General features: G+C 62.7%; 15 protein-coding genes. 11 read left to right on the top strand and 4 right to left on the bottom strand.

Annotation, left to right across the window (positions count from 1 at the left end; translation table 11 throughout):
- Positions 1 to 278 precede the first annotated feature (278 nt).
- Together GSE44_RS25895 and GSE44_RS21640 are read left to right on the top strand one after the other, a co-directional pair.
- A complete protein-coding gene (locus tag GSE44_RS25895) occupies positions 279 to 1,202 on the top strand; it encodes a Bug family tripartite tricarboxylate transporter substrate binding protein (protein WP_268893686.1) in 924 nt (307 codons plus the stop codon).
- 101 nt (positions 1,203 to 1,303) lie between these two features.
- Positions 1,304 to 2,983 carry a thiamine pyrophosphate-binding protein gene (locus GSE44_RS21640; protein WP_159350920.1) on the top strand — a complete coding sequence of 560 codons (1,680 nt, stop codon included), beginning with the start codon at positions 1,304 to 1,306 and terminating at the stop codon, positions 2,981 to 2,983.
- 761 nt (positions 2,984 to 3,744) lie between these two features.
- Here GSE44_RS21640 and GSE44_RS26330 read toward each other — a convergent pair.
- Positions 3,745 to 3,873, bottom strand: coding sequence for a hypothetical protein (locus tag GSE44_RS26330; RefSeq protein WP_268893684.1), 129 nt, complete (start codon positions 3,871 to 3,873; stop codon positions 3,745 to 3,747).
- 152 nt (positions 3,874 to 4,025) lie between these two features.
- Positions 4,026 to 4,427: a c-type cytochrome gene (locus GSE44_RS21645; RefSeq protein ID WP_328799100.1), complete on the bottom strand. Its 402-nt coding sequence runs from the start codon at positions 4,425 to 4,427 to the stop codon at positions 4,026 to 4,028.
- Positions 4,428 to 4,893: 466 nt separating this feature from the next.
- Between GSE44_RS21645 and GSE44_RS21650 the strand changes: the two genes are divergently transcribed.
- From GSE44_RS21650 to GSE44_RS21670, 5 genes are all read left to right on the top strand, one after another.
- A complete protein-coding gene (locus tag GSE44_RS21650) occupies positions 4,894 to 5,694 on the top strand; it encodes a cytochrome c oxidase subunit II (RefSeq protein WP_159350922.1) in 801 nt (266 codons plus the stop codon).
- 93 nt (positions 5,695 to 5,787) lie between these two features.
- Positions 5,788 to 7,569 carry a cytochrome c oxidase subunit I gene (gene ctaD, locus GSE44_RS21655; RefSeq protein ID WP_159350923.1) on the top strand — a complete coding sequence of 594 codons (1,782 nt, stop codon included), beginning with the start codon at positions 5,788 to 5,790 and terminating at the stop codon, positions 7,567 to 7,569.
- Positions 7,566 to 8,267: a cytochrome c oxidase subunit 3 gene (locus GSE44_RS21660; protein ID WP_159350924.1), complete on the top strand. Its 702-nt coding sequence runs from the start codon at positions 7,566 to 7,568 to the stop codon at positions 8,265 to 8,267. Before ctaD ends, GSE44_RS21660 begins: the two co-directional genes overlap by 4 nt.
- Positions 8,268 to 8,296: 29 nt before the next feature.
- Positions 8,297 to 9,001, top strand: a complete 705-nt coding sequence (locus GSE44_RS21665) for a heme-copper oxidase subunit III family protein (RefSeq protein WP_235925048.1) — start codon at positions 8,297 to 8,299, stop codon at positions 8,999 to 9,001.
- Between the two features lie 9 nt (positions 9,002 to 9,010).
- Positions 9,011 to 9,349, top strand: a complete 339-nt coding sequence (locus GSE44_RS21670) for a cytochrome C oxidase subunit IV family protein (protein WP_159350926.1) — start codon at positions 9,011 to 9,013, stop codon at positions 9,347 to 9,349.
- A gap of 594 nt (positions 9,350 to 9,943) precedes the next feature.
- Here GSE44_RS21670 and GSE44_RS21675 read toward each other — a convergent pair.
- On the bottom strand, positions 9,944 to 10,129 hold the full coding sequence (locus GSE44_RS21675) for a DUF3606 domain-containing protein (protein ID WP_159350927.1): 186 nt from the start codon (positions 10,127 to 10,129) through the stop codon (positions 9,944 to 9,946).
- A 589-nt stretch (positions 10,130 to 10,718) separates the two neighbouring features.
- On the opposite strand from GSE44_RS21675, the gene GSE44_RS21680 reads away from it, so the two are divergent.
- Both GSE44_RS21680 and GSE44_RS21685 read left to right on the top strand, forming a co-directional pair.
- Complete coding sequence (locus GSE44_RS21680) at positions 10,719 to 11,351, top strand: antibiotic biosynthesis monooxygenase (RefSeq protein ID WP_235925049.1); 633 nt, start codon at positions 10,719 to 10,721, stop codon at positions 11,349 to 11,351.
- Positions 11,352 to 11,533: 182 nt separating this feature from the next.
- On the top strand, positions 11,534 to 11,995 hold the full coding sequence (locus tag GSE44_RS21685) for an NUDIX hydrolase (protein WP_159350929.1): 462 nt from the start codon (positions 11,534 to 11,536) through the stop codon (positions 11,993 to 11,995).
- Between the two features lie 215 nt (positions 11,996 to 12,210).
- Here the strand turns inward: GSE44_RS21685 and GSE44_RS21690 are convergent, their stop codons facing one another.
- Entirely contained in the window at positions 12,211 to 12,465 is a 255-nt protein-coding gene (locus GSE44_RS21690) for a GlsB/YeaQ/YmgE family stress response membrane protein (RefSeq protein ID WP_159350930.1), read from the bottom strand.
- Between the two features lie 507 nt (positions 12,466 to 12,972).
- Between GSE44_RS21690 and GSE44_RS21695 the strand changes: the two genes are divergently transcribed.
- Both GSE44_RS21695 and GSE44_RS21700 read left to right on the top strand, forming a co-directional pair.
- Positions 12,973 to 13,449, top strand: coding sequence for a DUF2934 domain-containing protein (locus GSE44_RS21695; RefSeq protein WP_159350931.1), 477 nt, complete (start codon positions 12,973 to 12,975; stop codon positions 13,447 to 13,449).
- Between the two features lie 155 nt (positions 13,450 to 13,604).
- Positions 13,605 to 14,615 carry an alpha/beta fold hydrolase gene (locus tag GSE44_RS21700; protein WP_159350932.1) on the top strand — a complete coding sequence of 337 codons (1,011 nt, stop codon included), beginning with the start codon at positions 13,605 to 13,607 and terminating at the stop codon, positions 14,613 to 14,615.
- The last annotated feature ends 126 nt before the right edge of the window (positions 14,616 to 14,741 follow it).

The following is a 14,741-nucleotide window of genomic DNA, read 5'->3' on the forward strand; positions in this document are numbered from 1 at the left end:
GCAGCGGCGATGATCTTCGTCGTCGAGATCGCCGATCGCTGCGCCGGAAGCTGCCTCTTCGCACTCGGTCCCGTGCCGCAGGTTTCGGTGGTGTCGGCAGCGGATCATACTGGTGCAGCATCGGAGACGAGCGCATCGACGAGGCAGCGGTCTGTCCGCCACTTCCAGTATACAAAAGAAGCATGTCGGAGGAATCGATGGCTCACAGGGACCCCGCAGCGCCAGGGTATATGTTTGGCTCCGCTCTTGGCCGGCGTTCACTCGTGGCGGCGGCGGGCATGGTTCTTTCCGCACCGGCCCTCGCGCAGGAGCTTTGGCCTCGGCGCCCCGTGCGGATCCTCGTTGGCTTTCCTGCTGGTGGCACCACGGATATCCTTGGCCGTTTCGCAGCACAGATTCTCCAGGAGGCGCTTGGCCAGCCTTTCGTCGTGGAGAACCGCCCCGGCGCTGGTTCGAACATCGCCGCGCAGGCAGTCCTTCGCGCTCCTGCAGACGGCTACACCCTGCTGCTCGGCTCGCCTGGCACTAACGCGATCAATCCGCACCTTTACAGTAATCCGGGTTTCGACCCGCTCACCGACTTCCTACCGATTGGGCAGATCGCGGAGGTCCCCAACTTGATCGCGGCACATCCCTCCGTCGGTGTGCGAGACGCAGCGGGCCTGATTGCCTTGGCGAAGCAGCGAAGGCTCTCCTATGGGGAGACCAGCATCGGAGGGTCCACGCATTTAGCCGCTGAGCTGTTCCGGCTGATGGCGAACATCGAGGCGACGCATGTGCCCTACCGCGGCAGTGCACCCATGATGACGGACCTTCTGGCAGGCCGTATCGACTACGGCTCCGATAATCTGCCCTCCATCCTGCCGCACATCCAGTCCGGATCGCTGGTCGGTATCGGCGTCACCTCAAAGGAACGCTGGCCATCCGCTCCCACCATCCCAGCCATTGCCGAGACGCTGCCCGGCTACGAGGTCACCGCTTGGTTCGGGCTCGTTGCTCCACGCGGAACGCCCGAGGATGTTATCGGCCGGGCGAGCGCCGCGTTGCGCATGGGCTTGGAGAAGCCCGAGGTCGCGGCGCGCATGACTGAGTTGGGAGCGCGGCCATTGCCCGGAACGCCAGAAGTCTATCAGGCGCGCAACGTCACTGAGTTCAAACGTCTTGGCGAACTGATCCGGCGAATCGGTGTCCGGGCTGAGTAGTGGCGGCTGCTTGGCGGACGTGGGGCGCCCGGCCAATCTCCAACCCTGCAGGAACCTTCAAACCGCTGGCGGCCTCGCGCCGCCGCTTGGATCAATGACCCATGTCCAGCCCATATACCGTTAGCGACCTCATCGCCGAGTTCCTGGAGCGGTGCGATGCCGATACCATCTTCGGCATCGTGTCTGTACACAATATTCCGATGCTCGATGCGATCGGGCGGAGTAACCGCATCCGCTTTGTCATGGCCCGTGGCGAGCTGGGCGCAAGCCACATGGCCGACGGTTATGCCCGCGCCTCGGGCAAGATGGGCATCCTCTTCACAAGCACCGGGCCAGGAGCCGCGAACGCAGTCGGCGGGCTCGTCGAGGCGCGCTTTGCTAGCTCACCTGTTCTTCACATCACTGGACAGACGGCGACGAAGTTTGCCGAGCGCGGGATGGGCACGGTCCACGACATACCGGACCAGCGTGGTCTGATGGCGGCTGCCGGAAAGTCTGCCTACACCGCCCGCAACGCAGCTGATGTCTTTGCCATCCTGCGTCAGGCGGTGGCGGACGCCTTGAGCGTCCCCCAGGGACCGGTCACCATCGAGGTGCCGACCGACATCCAGCGTAGCCCCGTACCGCGACCTGCCGGTCTCGATCACTACACCCTGCCAAACTTTCCACCGCTCCACCCATCGGAGGCTGAAGTCGACGCCCTCGTCAGGCATGTTGCCTTGGCGAAGCGGCCTATGCTCTGGTTAGGCCGAGGCGCAATGCATGCTGGCGAACCGGCGCGTGCGCTGCTCGACGCCGGCTTCGGGATGGTGACGAGTTGGGCGGGGCGAGGCGTCGTGCCCGAGGACCACCCGATGAACCTCGGAGCCCTGAACGGCGGCGGAAACGCGATCATCGAGGATTTCTACGAAACCGTGGACCTGATGCTGGTCGTAGGATCGCGGCTAAGGGGTCATGAGACGCAGGACTTCTCGGCGGCGCTTCCGAAACGGCTGCTCCAGATCGACGCGGATCCGCGCGCCGATGGTCGAACCTACCCGAACATCGGTTTCGTGCACGGCGATGCGCGCCTTGTGCTGGAAGAACTGGTTATGCGTCTTGGCGGCCGTACAGCCGTTGAGGCCGGCTTCCGCGGCGAATTCGTCAAGCTCAAGGACCGGGCCAGGGCAGCGTTCAAGGCATCGCTCGGCCCGTATGGCACCTTTGCCGATCAACTCCGTGCGGTGATGCCGAGGGACGCGATCTGGGCTCGAGACGTCACCATCAACAATAGCACCTGGGGTAACCGGTTGCTGCAGCTGTACGATCCGACGACGAATATCTATCCCATCGGCGCCGGTATCGGCCAAGGCATGTGCCTCGGCATCGGTGCAGCGCTCAGCCCGGGCGATCGCAAGACAGTGGTTCTGATTGGCGATGGAGGATTCGCGCTCAGCATCGCTGAACTCTGGACCATCGTTCAGGAGAGGCTGGAGGTCGTGGTCATCGTCGCGAATGACGGTGGATACGGCGTCATCCGACACATCCAGGACAAGGCTGTCGGCGGCCGGCGTAGGTTCGACACGCTCCTGTCGCCGGACTTGGCGGAACTGGCCCGCCTTGCCGGCCTGCCGTTCTGGCGCGTATCGGAGCCAGGGAACTTTGGAGCGGCCGTTTCTGAAGCAATGGCGGTGCAGGGGCCGACGATTGTCGAGATCGACATGAGAGCCGTTGGTGAGCACCCACCATACTTTCCCTACGGGTCAAAGATCTCGGCCGCTCCCTTCCAGCAGGAGGTTTGAAGGGCATCATCAAGTTGAGACGGCCTAGCTTGGCTGGACGGGCCAGCTTAGGGTGGTCGGGGCTACGTACCCTAGCCAAGCGACGGACGGAGCCCGGGTAAGGCCAATGCCGCGATGCGCCGGCCAATCTCCTCGCCGGCCTCGCGGCCGAAGCGGAAGTGTAGCCCGTAGCGAGCCGAGCCTCGCCGGCCTGGCTGAGCATGTCCCGAAAGTGGGTGCGTCGTTGGGGAAGAGAGCCCCGAGCACAGAGGTTGCGGCTGCCGACCGGCAGGAATGCGCCGAAGGAAAGCTGGGATGGGCTGGGTGAGCGCAAGACGCCGTTCGAAGATGGCACCCTGGGCGCCAGGAGGCGATGCTGGGCGCCGCAGGTCGGTTCCCAGCCCAGCGGTTGCGCCCGTCGGGGATGGTGCCGCTCCAGGGCCGGCTGAGCCGTCGCCGTGGGCCCGGCCTCGCGCCACAGCCGCTCGCCCTCTGCTGCGAGCGTGCTGAACCGCGCCGCCTCGGCCGGGAGAAGATTCCTCAGCATGGTCGCGGCCGCGGCACCGGTTTTTCCGCCCGCACCCAGCGGCAGTGGCCGGTCAGACCGGGCTCACTGGCCGTTGAAGGCGGCTGCCTCCCTGAGGTTGATCAGAAGCTCACGGCTCGTCGGTGCTGACCTCCACGAGGCAACTGCCAAACCAACGATGCGCAGGCACCGCATCATTGTGAGCGGGTAAGAAGCGAAACTACCGCGATGCAGCCGGAAAAGGGCAGGGGGTGGCTTAGAGTTCGGCCGCCTGCGACCTCTGCAGCGCCACGACGTCTAGCAGGATGCGCAGGAGGTTTATCTGCTGCAGCACCTCCGTCTCCCCCAGCACCGTCGGACGAGACGGGAAAAGGTCAATCCGCACCCCAAGGGCCGCGGCATCACCCGGCCTGCCCGCCGTGCGTCAGATCGTCATCAGTTGCCTGTTCGCCTACCTCGAAGCACCCGTCCGACGGCCCCATGGTAGGCGCTATTTCCCGCCGCCCAGCAACTCAAAGCGCCCAGGTAGTGCTCGCGTTATTTCTGTTCTCGCAGATAAGCCAACAAATCATTCAGCTGCTGCTCGTTCCGCAGTCCAGCGAAAGCCATGGATCCGCCTGGAACCACCTCCTTCGGGTTTCGGATGTAGGCGCGAAGGGTATCTTCGGACCAGACCAGCCCTCCCTCCGCCTTCTGCCTCATGCTGGTGGAGTAGCGGAAGCCGTCCAATGATCCGGCAGGCCGGCCGACAACGCCTCGCAGGTGAGGTCCAACAAGGTTACGGTCAAGCGCGTGGCAGGCTCTGCACTGTCCAAAGACCCGCTGGCCGGCCGACACATCTCCGCCGGCTTGCTGCGCGGAGGCCATTGTCCCTAAGGCCAAGAGAATCGCCGACGCCGATACGAATTTGAGCATGTGCCAAGCTCCGGCCTGCTGCATCCATCTTATGCCCGGCCTCGAACGCTTGGGAAGCAAAACAATGTTCACGGCTCCTCATCTCAAGACGTCGGCCCATGGTCGGTCCGCCATGAAACGCCCCCGTTAGGGGTCGATCGCCCAATCATGGGCCGCAGCTTCAATCTCGTTGACATACATGCAAGCGGTGCGATATCGATATAAGAGCCTAATCTTCATCCCCGTCATGTTCGGACGAGGCTGCATGCGACCCGCAGGCAGTTCGGTTGATTGAGGATCAGCCGGACCGGTGCGAGCAAGATCGCCAGGCGAACCGACTGGTGATCCCCGCAGAAGCCATCCGGGCCATGCTACTGCTTTGTTCCGATCGGACGGAGGGGGATTGGCCGTAGTTCCACCGCGACGCGTTGCACCGAGCGTATCAGAGGTGAGTGCTCGATCCCTTTGCTAATTCGGATCCGCCGCCTCTGAAGGCAAGGATGGGTCAGGGATGGTGGTCGCGCTGATTATGGTGCTTGTGGTCGTCGGCTCGGTGGCCTTCCACTTGGTCAGCCCATGGTGGTGGACACCCATCGCCTCGAACTGGCACTACATCGACAACACGATCACCATCACCTTCTGGATCACCGGCTTCGTGTTCGCAGCTGTGGTCCTGTTCATGGCCTACTGCGTGTACCGCTTCCGACACCGACCCGGACTACGCGCCATGTACGAACCAGAGAACAAGCGGCTGGAGTCATGGCTCACTGTTGTAACCGCTGTGGGTGTGGCCGCCATGCTGGCGCCGGGGCTTTTTGTCTGGAGCCAGTTCGTGACGGTTCCGCCAGGATCCTCGGAGATCGAGATCGTTGGGCAGCAGTGGCGCTGGAGCTACCGCCTGCCTGGTCCAGATGGCCGCTTGGGCCTTTCGGATGTACGATACGTCACCGCTGATAACCCCCTGGGCCTCAATCCGGACGATCCAAACGGGCGCGATGATGTCGTCATCGACAATGACGACCTGCATTTGCCGATAGGAAAGCCCGTAAAGGTGCGGCTTCGTTCCATTGACGTCCTGCATGACTTCTACGTTCCCGAGTTCCGCGCGAAGATGGACATGATACCAGGTTCCGTAACGTATTTTTGGTTTACCCCGACCCGAACCGGCACATTCGAGGTGTTATGCGCCGAGATGTGTGGAACGGGCCATTCGGTGATGCGCAGCAGGGTCCTCGTGGAGACCGAGGTCGAGCACCGGGCTTGGCTAAGCCAGCAAAGAGCCTTTGCTGAACTGGAGGTATCAGGAAGATAAAGAGGCGCGGCCGACACTTGCATATTTCGGCGAGGATGAGCGGCACGACTAAGGAGTCTTCCATACACGCACACGAAGCGGGAGGAGAGTTCAATGAGCAGTGCAGCGCCCGGTGTGCAGGAGGTCATCCCCGCCTCTGACGTGGCTGAGGCCGAGCTCTACCATCCACACAGCTGGCTGACGAAGTATGTCTTTAGCCAGGATGCCAAGATCATCGGCATTCAGTACACTGTCACGGCATTGGCGATTGGAACTGTCGCTCTGGTTCTGTCCTGGTTGATGCGTGTGCAGCTCGGCTTTCCCGGCGTGCTTTCCTTCATCGACCCTGCGACCTACTACCAGTTCATCACCATGCATGGCATGATCATGGTGGTTTATCTGCTCACCGCTGTCCTTCTCGGCGGCTTCGGCAACTACCTCATCCCGTTGATGCTCGGCGCACGGGACATGGTCTTCCCCTATGCCAACATGCTGAGCTACTGGACCTATCTGCTGGCGGTTGTGGTCCTCGTAGCAAGCTTCTTTGCGCCCGGCGGGCCAACCGGTGCCGGATGGACCCTCTACCCTCCGCAAGCCATCCTCTCTGGTACGCCAGGACAGGACTGGGGCATCATCCTCATGCTCGTGTCGCTGATGCTGTTCATCATCGGCTTCACCATGGGCGGGCTGAACTATGTCGTCACGGTGCTGCAGGCCCGTACGAGGGGAATGACGCTGATGCGGATGCCGCTCACCGTATGGGGAATTTTCACAGCGACGGTGATGGCTCTGTTGGCCTTTCCTGCACTTTTCGTCGGCGCGGTGATGATGCTCTTCGACCGCCTCCTTGGGACCAGCTTTTTCATGCCCGCCTTGGTGGAGCTTGGACAGCTTCGGGAGCATGGCGGCGGAAGCCCAATCCTGTGGCAGCACCTGTTCTGGTTCTTCGGGCATCCGGAGGTCTATATCGTCGCCCTCCCAGCCTTTGGAATCGTCTCCGACCTGATCAGCGTCCATGCGAGGCGGAACATCTTCGGCTATCGCATGATGGTGTGGGCCATCGTGGCGATTGGCGCGCTCAGCTTCGTGGTCTGGGCGCACCATATGTATGTCAGCGGGATGCATCCGTATTTCGGGTTCTTCTTCGCGACTACTACCCTCATCATCGCGATCCCCACGGCCATCAAGGTCTATAACTGGCTACTGACCCTTTGGCGCGGGGACATCCATCTCACCGTCCCGATGCTCTTCGCCCTCGGCTTCATTGTTACGTTCGTGAACGGAGGTCTTACTGGCCTCTTCCTGGGCAACGTCGTGGTGGACGTTCCTCTGTCGGATACGCTGTTCGTCGTGGCGCATTTCCACATGGTGATGGGCGTGGCGCCGATCCTCGTCATCTTCGGGGGCATCTATCATTGGTATCCGAAGGTCACCGGCCGGATGCTGAACGAGGGGATGGGAAGGATCCACTTCTGGGTCACCTTCCTCGGAGCCTATGCAATCTTTTTTCCGATGCACTATCTCGGCCTGCTCGGAGTGCCGCGCCGCTACCATGACCTCGGCGAAATGGCCTTCGTGCCCCCCTCCACCGCCACCCTGAACGCCTTCATCAGCCTTGTTGCCTTTGTGGTTGGCTTTGCGCAGATCGTCTTCCTCTTCAACCTATTCTGGAGCCTGAGAAGGGGGCGGGAGGCAGGCAGCAATCCCTGGAACGCAACGACACTCGAGTGGCAGACGCCAGAAACCCCGCCCGGCCATGGCAACTGGGGCAAGGAGTTGCCGGTAGTTTATCGCTGGGCTTATGACTACAGCGTTCCAGGCGCCGCACGGGACTATGTGCCCCAGAACGAGCCCATGCCTGCCCCGACGCGGGCGGCGACGGGGCAAGCGACATGATTTTCACCCTGCTGTTCCTGGCGGCCGTCGCCGTGATCGCCGGCATATGGCTTTTCCGGCAAGGACTGACGAGCAAGCCTTGGCTAGAATCCGCGGCACCCGCAATGGCCAGCGCGCCGCCGGTGCCCGCTGCGAGAATGGGACTGCGTGTCTTCATCACCGTGGCGACGGGCTTCCTCGTGCTCCTGGTCAGCGCCTATTCCATCCGCATGGAGATGGCGGACTGGCGTCCGCCGCCGCAACCCGGCTTGCTCTGGGTCAATACGGGGGTGCTCATCGTCAGCAGCCTCGCCCTGCAATGGGCCAGATCGGCGGCGGGTAGGGGTGACATCCAGGCCGTTCAGGATGGGCTGGTGTTCGGCGGGACCAGCGCGATTGTCTTCCTGTTGGGCCAGCTCATGGCTTGGCGGGAGATGGCGAATGCCGGATATTTGCTGACGAGCAATCCAGCCAACGCGTTCTTCTACATTATCACGGCCGCGCATGCGCTCCATGTCCTGGGTGGGCTGGTGGCGCTCGCGCGAGCGGGCATGTGGCTGCGACGGGGAGCCGCAATCGGGAGACTGCGTCTGAGCGTGGATCTCTGCACGACCTATTGGCATTTCCTGCTCGTCGCTTGGCTCGTGCTCTTCAGCCTGCTGGCCTTCGCTCCGTCCTTTAGCTGGCTCTACGCGATCTGCACCGCACCGTTCAGATAGGGATCCCTCCCATGCCGGACACGGCCCCCATGCAGGCGCAGGATTCAACAGCCCGAAGCGCGGGCTGGCGGGGCGTGGTGGCTGACTGGTCCTCGGACCAGCAGTCATTCAAGGATGTCTCCTGGGGGAAGGCCATGATGTGGATCTTCCTCCTGAGTGACACCTTCATCTTTGGCTGCTTCCTTCTCTCCTACATGACCGTGCGGATGTCGACTGTCGTGCCGTGGCCAAACCCTAGCGAGGTCTTTGCCCTGGAGATCGGTGGCGTGCATCTCCCGCTCATCCTGATCGCCATTATGACTTTCGTGCTCATCACCAGCAGCGGGACCATGGCGATGGCGGTGAACTATGCGTATCGCCGGGACCGTCGCAGGACCGCGCTTCTGATGCTACTCACCGCCGCACTCGGCGCCTCCTTCGTCGGGATGCAGGCCTTCGAATGGAGCAAGCTGATCCATGAAGGGGTCCGCCCCTGGGAGAATCCCTGGGGCGCTGCTCAGTTCGGCTCCAGCTTCTTCATGATCACCGGTTTCCACGGCACGCATGTGACCTTCGGCGTCATCTTCCTGGTGATTGTCGCAAGGAAGGTCTGGCGCGGCGACTTCGACGACGGCAGGCGAGGCTTCTTCACCAGCAGGAAAGGGCGTTATGAGATCGTCGAGATCACGGGGCTTTACTGGCACTTTGTCGATTTGGTGTGGGTCTTCATCTTTGCCTTCTTCTATCTTTGGTAGGAGGGATCAGTGGCTGAAGCAGCGGCACATGCGGGGCAACAGCAGCATCCGCTCAGGCTCTACGTTGTGGTCTGGGTGTGGTTGTTCATCCTCAGCACCTTCTCCTACTTGGTGGATTTCTTTCAGCTGCAGGGATATCTCCGCTGGTCGCTCATCCTGCTCTTCATGATGTTGAAGGCGGGGCTGATCACGGCGGTCTTTATGCATATGGCCTGGGAGCGGCTGGCGCTCGCCTATGCCATCCTGCTTCCCCCGCTCCTTGTTCTGGTCTTTGTCGGCATCATGGTGCTCGAGGCCGACTACACCCTGTTCACGCGAGAGGAATTCCTGGAGGCGGGACGTGGCTGATTATGGCGAAGGCAGGCTGGTGGTCCGGCGCAACAACGTCTCGGCCAAGTCCTTGGGAGGCATGGCCGCAGCCGTGTGGCGTGATGGGCACCGGTGAAAGGCCGCGTCTCCGCAATCGCGCCATCATCGCGGCGGGGCTATTGCTTTGCATTCTCGCTGCCGTGACTCTCGCCTATTTCCTCGGCTTTCTCGATAGGCTGGGCTGACTTCCTCCAAGGCAGGCGGCTACGATCAGGCGTCAGACAGCCATGACAAGTGGATTGATCGCAGCGGCTCTAACGGAGGATCGGGTGGCCACGCGCAGGCCCACATCCCGGTCGAGGAGCAAGGGGTAGGGGTAAGCACCAGGACAGCGAAGAGGAAGCTGACGGCATTCCTCAGCATGATGACTTCCAGCCCTTGGTGGTTGTGAGGCAGGCTGGAGCAGTTCGCTGACAGAGGCCGGTGGCTAGGAGCCCATGATTATCTGGTAGACCCGCTGAGCGGCGAAGAGCCACCCGACGTAAATGATGATCAAACCCTGCTTTCGCGGTACGCTCACCAGTCGCCTTGCATGCGAGCAGAGCGAACCGCTACCATCTAGCGCGTGCCGTTTCAGGGCCGAGGTAGGCCCAGCGCCATGGCTACATCCGCCACCCGTGGTCCTGCGTGACGGACCGCGATTGCGACATCAAGTTCGGTCACCCCAAGCCTTTTGGCCCACTCCCGGATGTCGTAATCGTCGGTAATGTCGATCCGTTCGCGGACTGGTTTTTCAGGTTGCTTCTTCAGTTCGAGCACTGGATGTCCTCCCTGATCTACCCTCGCGCGATGCGGGATACGACTTGGCTGAAGCGTCTGTGGTATCGCGTGTTAAATGCTCCAGTAACAATGTCGGGAGTGGTGTCACCTGTGCCGGTGTTTCGGACGGCGCCTAGGCCGGCGGCAAAACCTGGGGATACACAGCCGCTAATTGATAGGATGTGGTCGCTCGTCAGGGGCCGGAAAATCCGCTGGAGAATCTGTCAGCGCGGCTCCTGCGCATGTCCGGTTTCCATCAGCCATAGAAGTCCGGCGATTGGGATCCTCACCTCAACAATACCTGCTTCTGAGCCTCGGCGAGATCCTCGTCGGAGGGCGCGAGATGCGCGCAAATCTGGCGTGGGGCTGGGACGGCTGCCGCGGCCCCAATGGAGGTTCGAGGCAGGGGCGCTGGGGCCACCACGCCTGCAGGAGTCGTCCCGTTTGCTCACTGGGTGAGGCAGGGCGCAACCCCAATTGCCAAACGCTCGTTCATTCCGGCAGCTGCCTCCGGGGGCGGGGCCCTTGCTGCCCGCTCGGTGCGCCAGGAGGGCCGACCTCCGCCGGCGGGCAGGAGATGCGGGAGGCGATGGCCGTGCATGTCATGATCAGCAAGAGCCACCTGGCGGGGTCCGGGAAGGACCTCGCTCTGCGCATTCGCGATCATGTGGTGCCGTTAGTCCAAGGAAGGCCTGGGTTCCGGGGCTACTGCGTTTTCGTGGCCGAGCAGGGCGATGCCGCATGCTCCGTCAGCATCTTCGACGATGGCGAAAGTGCCAGGGAGGCGGATGGCCGCATCCGTGAATGGAGCGGGGTGCATATGCGGGACCTCGTGGCGGGGGCGCCAGAGGTGCTGGGCGGGGAGGCCGCCTTTCAAGCGGTTCCGGAGCCGCAGGAACAGCAGAAGGATCGCCACGACGCCTTGTTCGCCGTGATCCGGCACTACCAGGGCCTTCCCGGGCAGACCGAAACCATGCACTCACTGGTGAGCGAGCACACGCTTCCCGCCATCACCCAGGCGGAGGGATTTCGCGGCTTCTATGCCTTCCGGGACGAGGAGGATCCCAACCAGGCCATCTCCTTCACCCTCTTCGACCGGCGAGAGAACGCGGTGGGTGCGCATGAGGAGGTCCTGTCCATCATGCGGGAGCAACTCGCCGAGCTGGCCTATCAGGAACCGGAGGTCGTCATGGGAGAAACGGTTGTGCTGGTCGCGGGCTAGGGCGACCGCAGCCCAGCGCGAGACCGATGTGCACACGACGCATGGAGTCCTGGAAGCACCCTCCCATGAGCGGTCCACGGCTTCGGCTGCAGGCGACACACCGGCACGCATGATCGGGAGCATTCCTTGCGAAGCCGCTGCGCCACCGCGCCCCGCGCTTTCTCGGTAGAACGGAGAGGCCGATGCCTGGGAAGCCCGCCCGACCACATCGGACCAGCTGTGGGGTCGTGGTGAGTGATGGGCCGCATGTACTCCTCGGCCATGCGACACGTTCGGTTCTCTGGGACATTCCCAAGGGAGTTGCCTTCCCTGGCGAGCCCTTCGCCGAGGCTGCTGCGAGAGAGCTTCGGGAGGAGACAGGTCTGAGCGTTGTACCTGCGGAACTGGTTGATCTTGGCGTGCACACTTATCTGCGGGGCAAGGACCTCGCCGTCTTCGCATGGCGGACTGATGCGATGCCCGATCCAACGACGCTGCGCTGCACCTCCTTCATGCGCCTGTCGGGCGGCGGCTGGATTCCGGAGTTCGACCGCTTCGCCGTGCTTCCCTGGGAAGAGGCGCTAGGGTGCGTCGGCAAGAACCTTGCACGGGTCCTCCGGGATCTTCGCGCCGGACCCGCATGGCCCGTTTCTTCCATTGTGTGATGGAGGGGGCGTACTTGCAGGTCCTTTGTGACGCCCAGCTGCTGAACGAGGTGCCACTGGCCGCAATCCAGTGCTGAGTTCCCGGTGCAGCCCGCTGCGAAAGTGCAGTGGGCTGCACCGGCGAATCGTTCGGAGCTCTTGCAGCAGAAACCCCATTCCCGGCCCCATCGCGAAGCGCGCTTCCCGGGGGTGAGTCTAGGTTCCGAGGACGACCCTCAGGCCGCCCGGCGCCCCACGACGAGGCGATAGATCACCAACACGATGATTGCTCCGACCACCGCCCCGATAAAGCCGGCTCCTTCATCAGCCCGATACCAGCCAAGGGCTTGGCCGAGATAGGTCGCGACTACAGCGCCAATGATGCCGAGGATCGTGGTGATGATGAAGCCACCGGGATCGCGACCCGGCATCAGCAGTTTGGCGACGATGCCCGCCAGCAGGCCAATAATGATAGTCCAGATGATGCCCATGATGCTCTGCTCCAGAGGATAGCTAGGCAGGGAGCGCCAGGCTTCATTGTGGGTTTCACTCGTTCAAGACATTTGTGGCAACGACGGCGGAGGTGTTGCGCCGTTGCTCGCTGCCGCACGCGTGGTGGCTAGCCGCAAGACTGATCGCCAGGGCGGACCCCATCCTTAGCGGCTACTTGGATGGGCGGAGTGCCGCCTCCTGGCGCGAAGACCGCAAGACAGTAGGGGAGGGAAGGTACGCCCCTTGCCGCCACAACGCGGGCGAGCCGGCCGTGAGTCCGGTCAACATCGAAGAAGCGGGAACGCCGACCGTGATCCAAAGCAGTAGCATGAACGGCACCATCCCGCCGGTTGCCGTGAGGGGCGGCGAACGCGCCCTGGGCTCGGAAGGCCCGGCGACAGACCTCGGCAACTAGGAACAACTCCATCCCAAATGTCTTCCGCCAAGCATCGCGCCCGGCGGCTTGGCACCCTATGTGGGATGGCAACAAGGCAGGGAGGTCAGCCATGACAAGCATCGTCACCGGGCTGTTCGGGAGGCGTCGCGAGGCGGATCTGGTAGTTGAGCACCTGGTCCAGGAATTCGCCATTCCGCGGGAGCAAGTCCAGGTTCACGCGGCAGATGCCGAGGGAAATGACGCCCGCTCGGCGCAGGATGACACCCAGGAGGCGCCCTTGTCCGAACTCGGATTGCCGGAGGCGGCCCTGCGCGCATACCAGGAAGGTAGCCGAAAGGGCGGCATTCTGGTCGTCGCCTGGGTGGATGACGAGCATTTGGATCGCGCCCTGGCGGCATACCGGGAGTATGGTGCCGAGGAACCCCGTGCACAGCAGGTAGAGTCACCTGCCCATGAAGGAGCTGACGTAGAGAGGCAGATTCAGCTGCGGGCATACTTCCTCTGGGAGGAGGAGGGGCGGCCTGAAGGCCGTGACCTGGAGTTCTGGCACCGGGCCCGCCAGATCGAGGGAAGTGGTCATACATAGAAGGCAGCGTTCGTTCATCGGTTCAGCGGGACACCCGAAGAGACATCCTGCTTCACTACCCCGTCTTGCAGAGCAACAACGGGTCGGGCGACGCGTTCGGAAGCCTGCACATTGCGTGGTGGGTCGACCACCTTCCCGCGCATCAAAGGATAACGATGTACCTCTTCGGCAGATCCGGAGGCGCTCGGCGCCATGGACGGACCCTGGCATGGGTCGCTGGTGCACTCGGTGCGCTTGCCCTGCTCAACCACGTCGCCGCGCGTCGGGCGGAATGCAGGCACCCACCCGAAGGCTCCTTCATCGAAGTGGATGGAGTTCGCCTGCATTACAGTGATCGGGGCACAGGAAGCCCGGTTGTCCTGATCCATGGGAACATGGTGACAGGTGATGATTACAACACCAGCGGTGTCGCCGAGCTGCTGCTGAAGAATCACCGGGTCATCATCTTCGACCGCCCCGGCTTCGGCTACAGCGAACGCCCGCGGAGGCGGCTGTGGACGGCCAAGAAGCAGGCAGATCTGCTTCGCAAGGCGCTCCGCCAACTGGGCGTTGAACGGCCAATCGTGGTCGGACATTCGTGGGGAGCCATCGTGGCCCTGGCACTCGCCGAGCGGCATTCGGCCGAAACGGCAGGCCTCGTGCTACTGTCCGGCTACTACTTCTGGACACTACGTCCAGATGTTTTGCTGGTAGCCCTCGGAGCGATGCCCGTTGTCGGAGACATTCTGCGCTACACCGTCTCGCCTCTGTTTGGCTGGCTGACGACACCGCTGCTGAAGCGGGTGCTGTTCTCCCCTGCCCAGGTTCCCTTCCGCTTCCACGAGGAATACTCCCCAGCGATGTCGCTGCGGCCTTCACAGATCCGCGCCACGTCCATGGACGGGGCCTTGATGATCCCAGGCGCTCTGAGCCTGCGGCGCGGCTATGGGAACCTGTCCATGCCGGTGGTCATCATGGCTGGGGACGGCGACAAGGTGGTGTTCAAGCGCTCGGCGGAACGTCTTCACGCCAGGATCAGAGGCAGTGACCTCCAGATTGTGGAAGGAGCCGGGCACATGGTTCATCACCTCGTGCCCAGCCAGGTTCTGGGTGCCGTCGAGGCCGTGGCTGCTGCCGCACAGGATGGTGTTGCCGATTTCGTGGAGAGGCAGCGGGCACCAAAATAGCCGCGTCCGGACCGTAAGCGCGAGCACCACGATCCGAATGCCGTCCGCGGCAAGGCTTGCGGTTGGATGCTGAACGTCGCACATGGCGAGGATTGACCGCGTGGTGACCCCCGGGCGGTAGCCGCT

The organism is Muricoccus harenae (assembly GCF_009848505.1).
In the GTDB taxonomy this organism is placed as follows: Bacteria; Pseudomonadota; Alphaproteobacteria; order Acetobacterales; family Acetobacteraceae; genus Roseomonas; species Roseomonas harenae.

Coding starts and splice junctions, on each gene's coding strand:
- GSE44_RS21685 (WP_159350929.1), top strand. CDS start 11,534: ATGCCTGGGAAGCCCGCCCGACCACATCGGACCAGCTGTGGGGTCGTG.
- ctaD (WP_159350923.1), top strand. CDS start 5,788: ATGAGCAGTGCAGCGCCCGGTGTGCAGGAGGTCATCCCCGCCTCTGAC.
- GSE44_RS21690 (WP_159350930.1), bottom strand. CDS start 12,465: ATGGGCATCATCTGGACTATCATTATTGGCCTGCTGGCGGGCATCGTC.
- GSE44_RS21640 (WP_159350920.1), top strand. CDS start 1,304: ATGTCCAGCCCATATACCGTTAGCGACCTCATCGCCGAGTTCCTGGAG.
- GSE44_RS21700 (WP_159350932.1), top strand. CDS start 13,605: ATGTACCTCTTCGGCAGATCCGGAGGCGCTCGGCGCCATGGACGGACC.
- GSE44_RS25895 (WP_268893686.1), top strand. CDS start 279: ATGGTTCTTTCCGCACCGGCCCTCGCGCAGGAGCTTTGGCCTCGGCGC.
- GSE44_RS21665 (WP_235925048.1), top strand. CDS start 8,297: ATGCAGGCGCAGGATTCAACAGCCCGAAGCGCGGGCTGGCGGGGCGTG.
- GSE44_RS21660 (WP_159350924.1), top strand. CDS start 7,566: ATGATTTTCACCCTGCTGTTCCTGGCGGCCGTCGCCGTGATCGCCGGC.
- GSE44_RS21645 (WP_328799100.1), bottom strand. CDS start 4,427: ATGCAGCAGGCCGGAGCTTGGCACATGCTCAAATTCGTATCGGCGTCG.
- GSE44_RS21695 (WP_159350931.1), top strand. CDS start 12,973: ATGACAAGCATCGTCACCGGGCTGTTCGGGAGGCGTCGCGAGGCGGAT.
- GSE44_RS21650 (WP_159350922.1), top strand. CDS start 4,894: ATGGTGGTCGCGCTGATTATGGTGCTTGTGGTCGTCGGCTCGGTGGCC.
- GSE44_RS21680 (WP_235925049.1), top strand. CDS start 10,719: ATGGCCGTGCATGTCATGATCAGCAAGAGCCACCTGGCGGGGTCCGGG.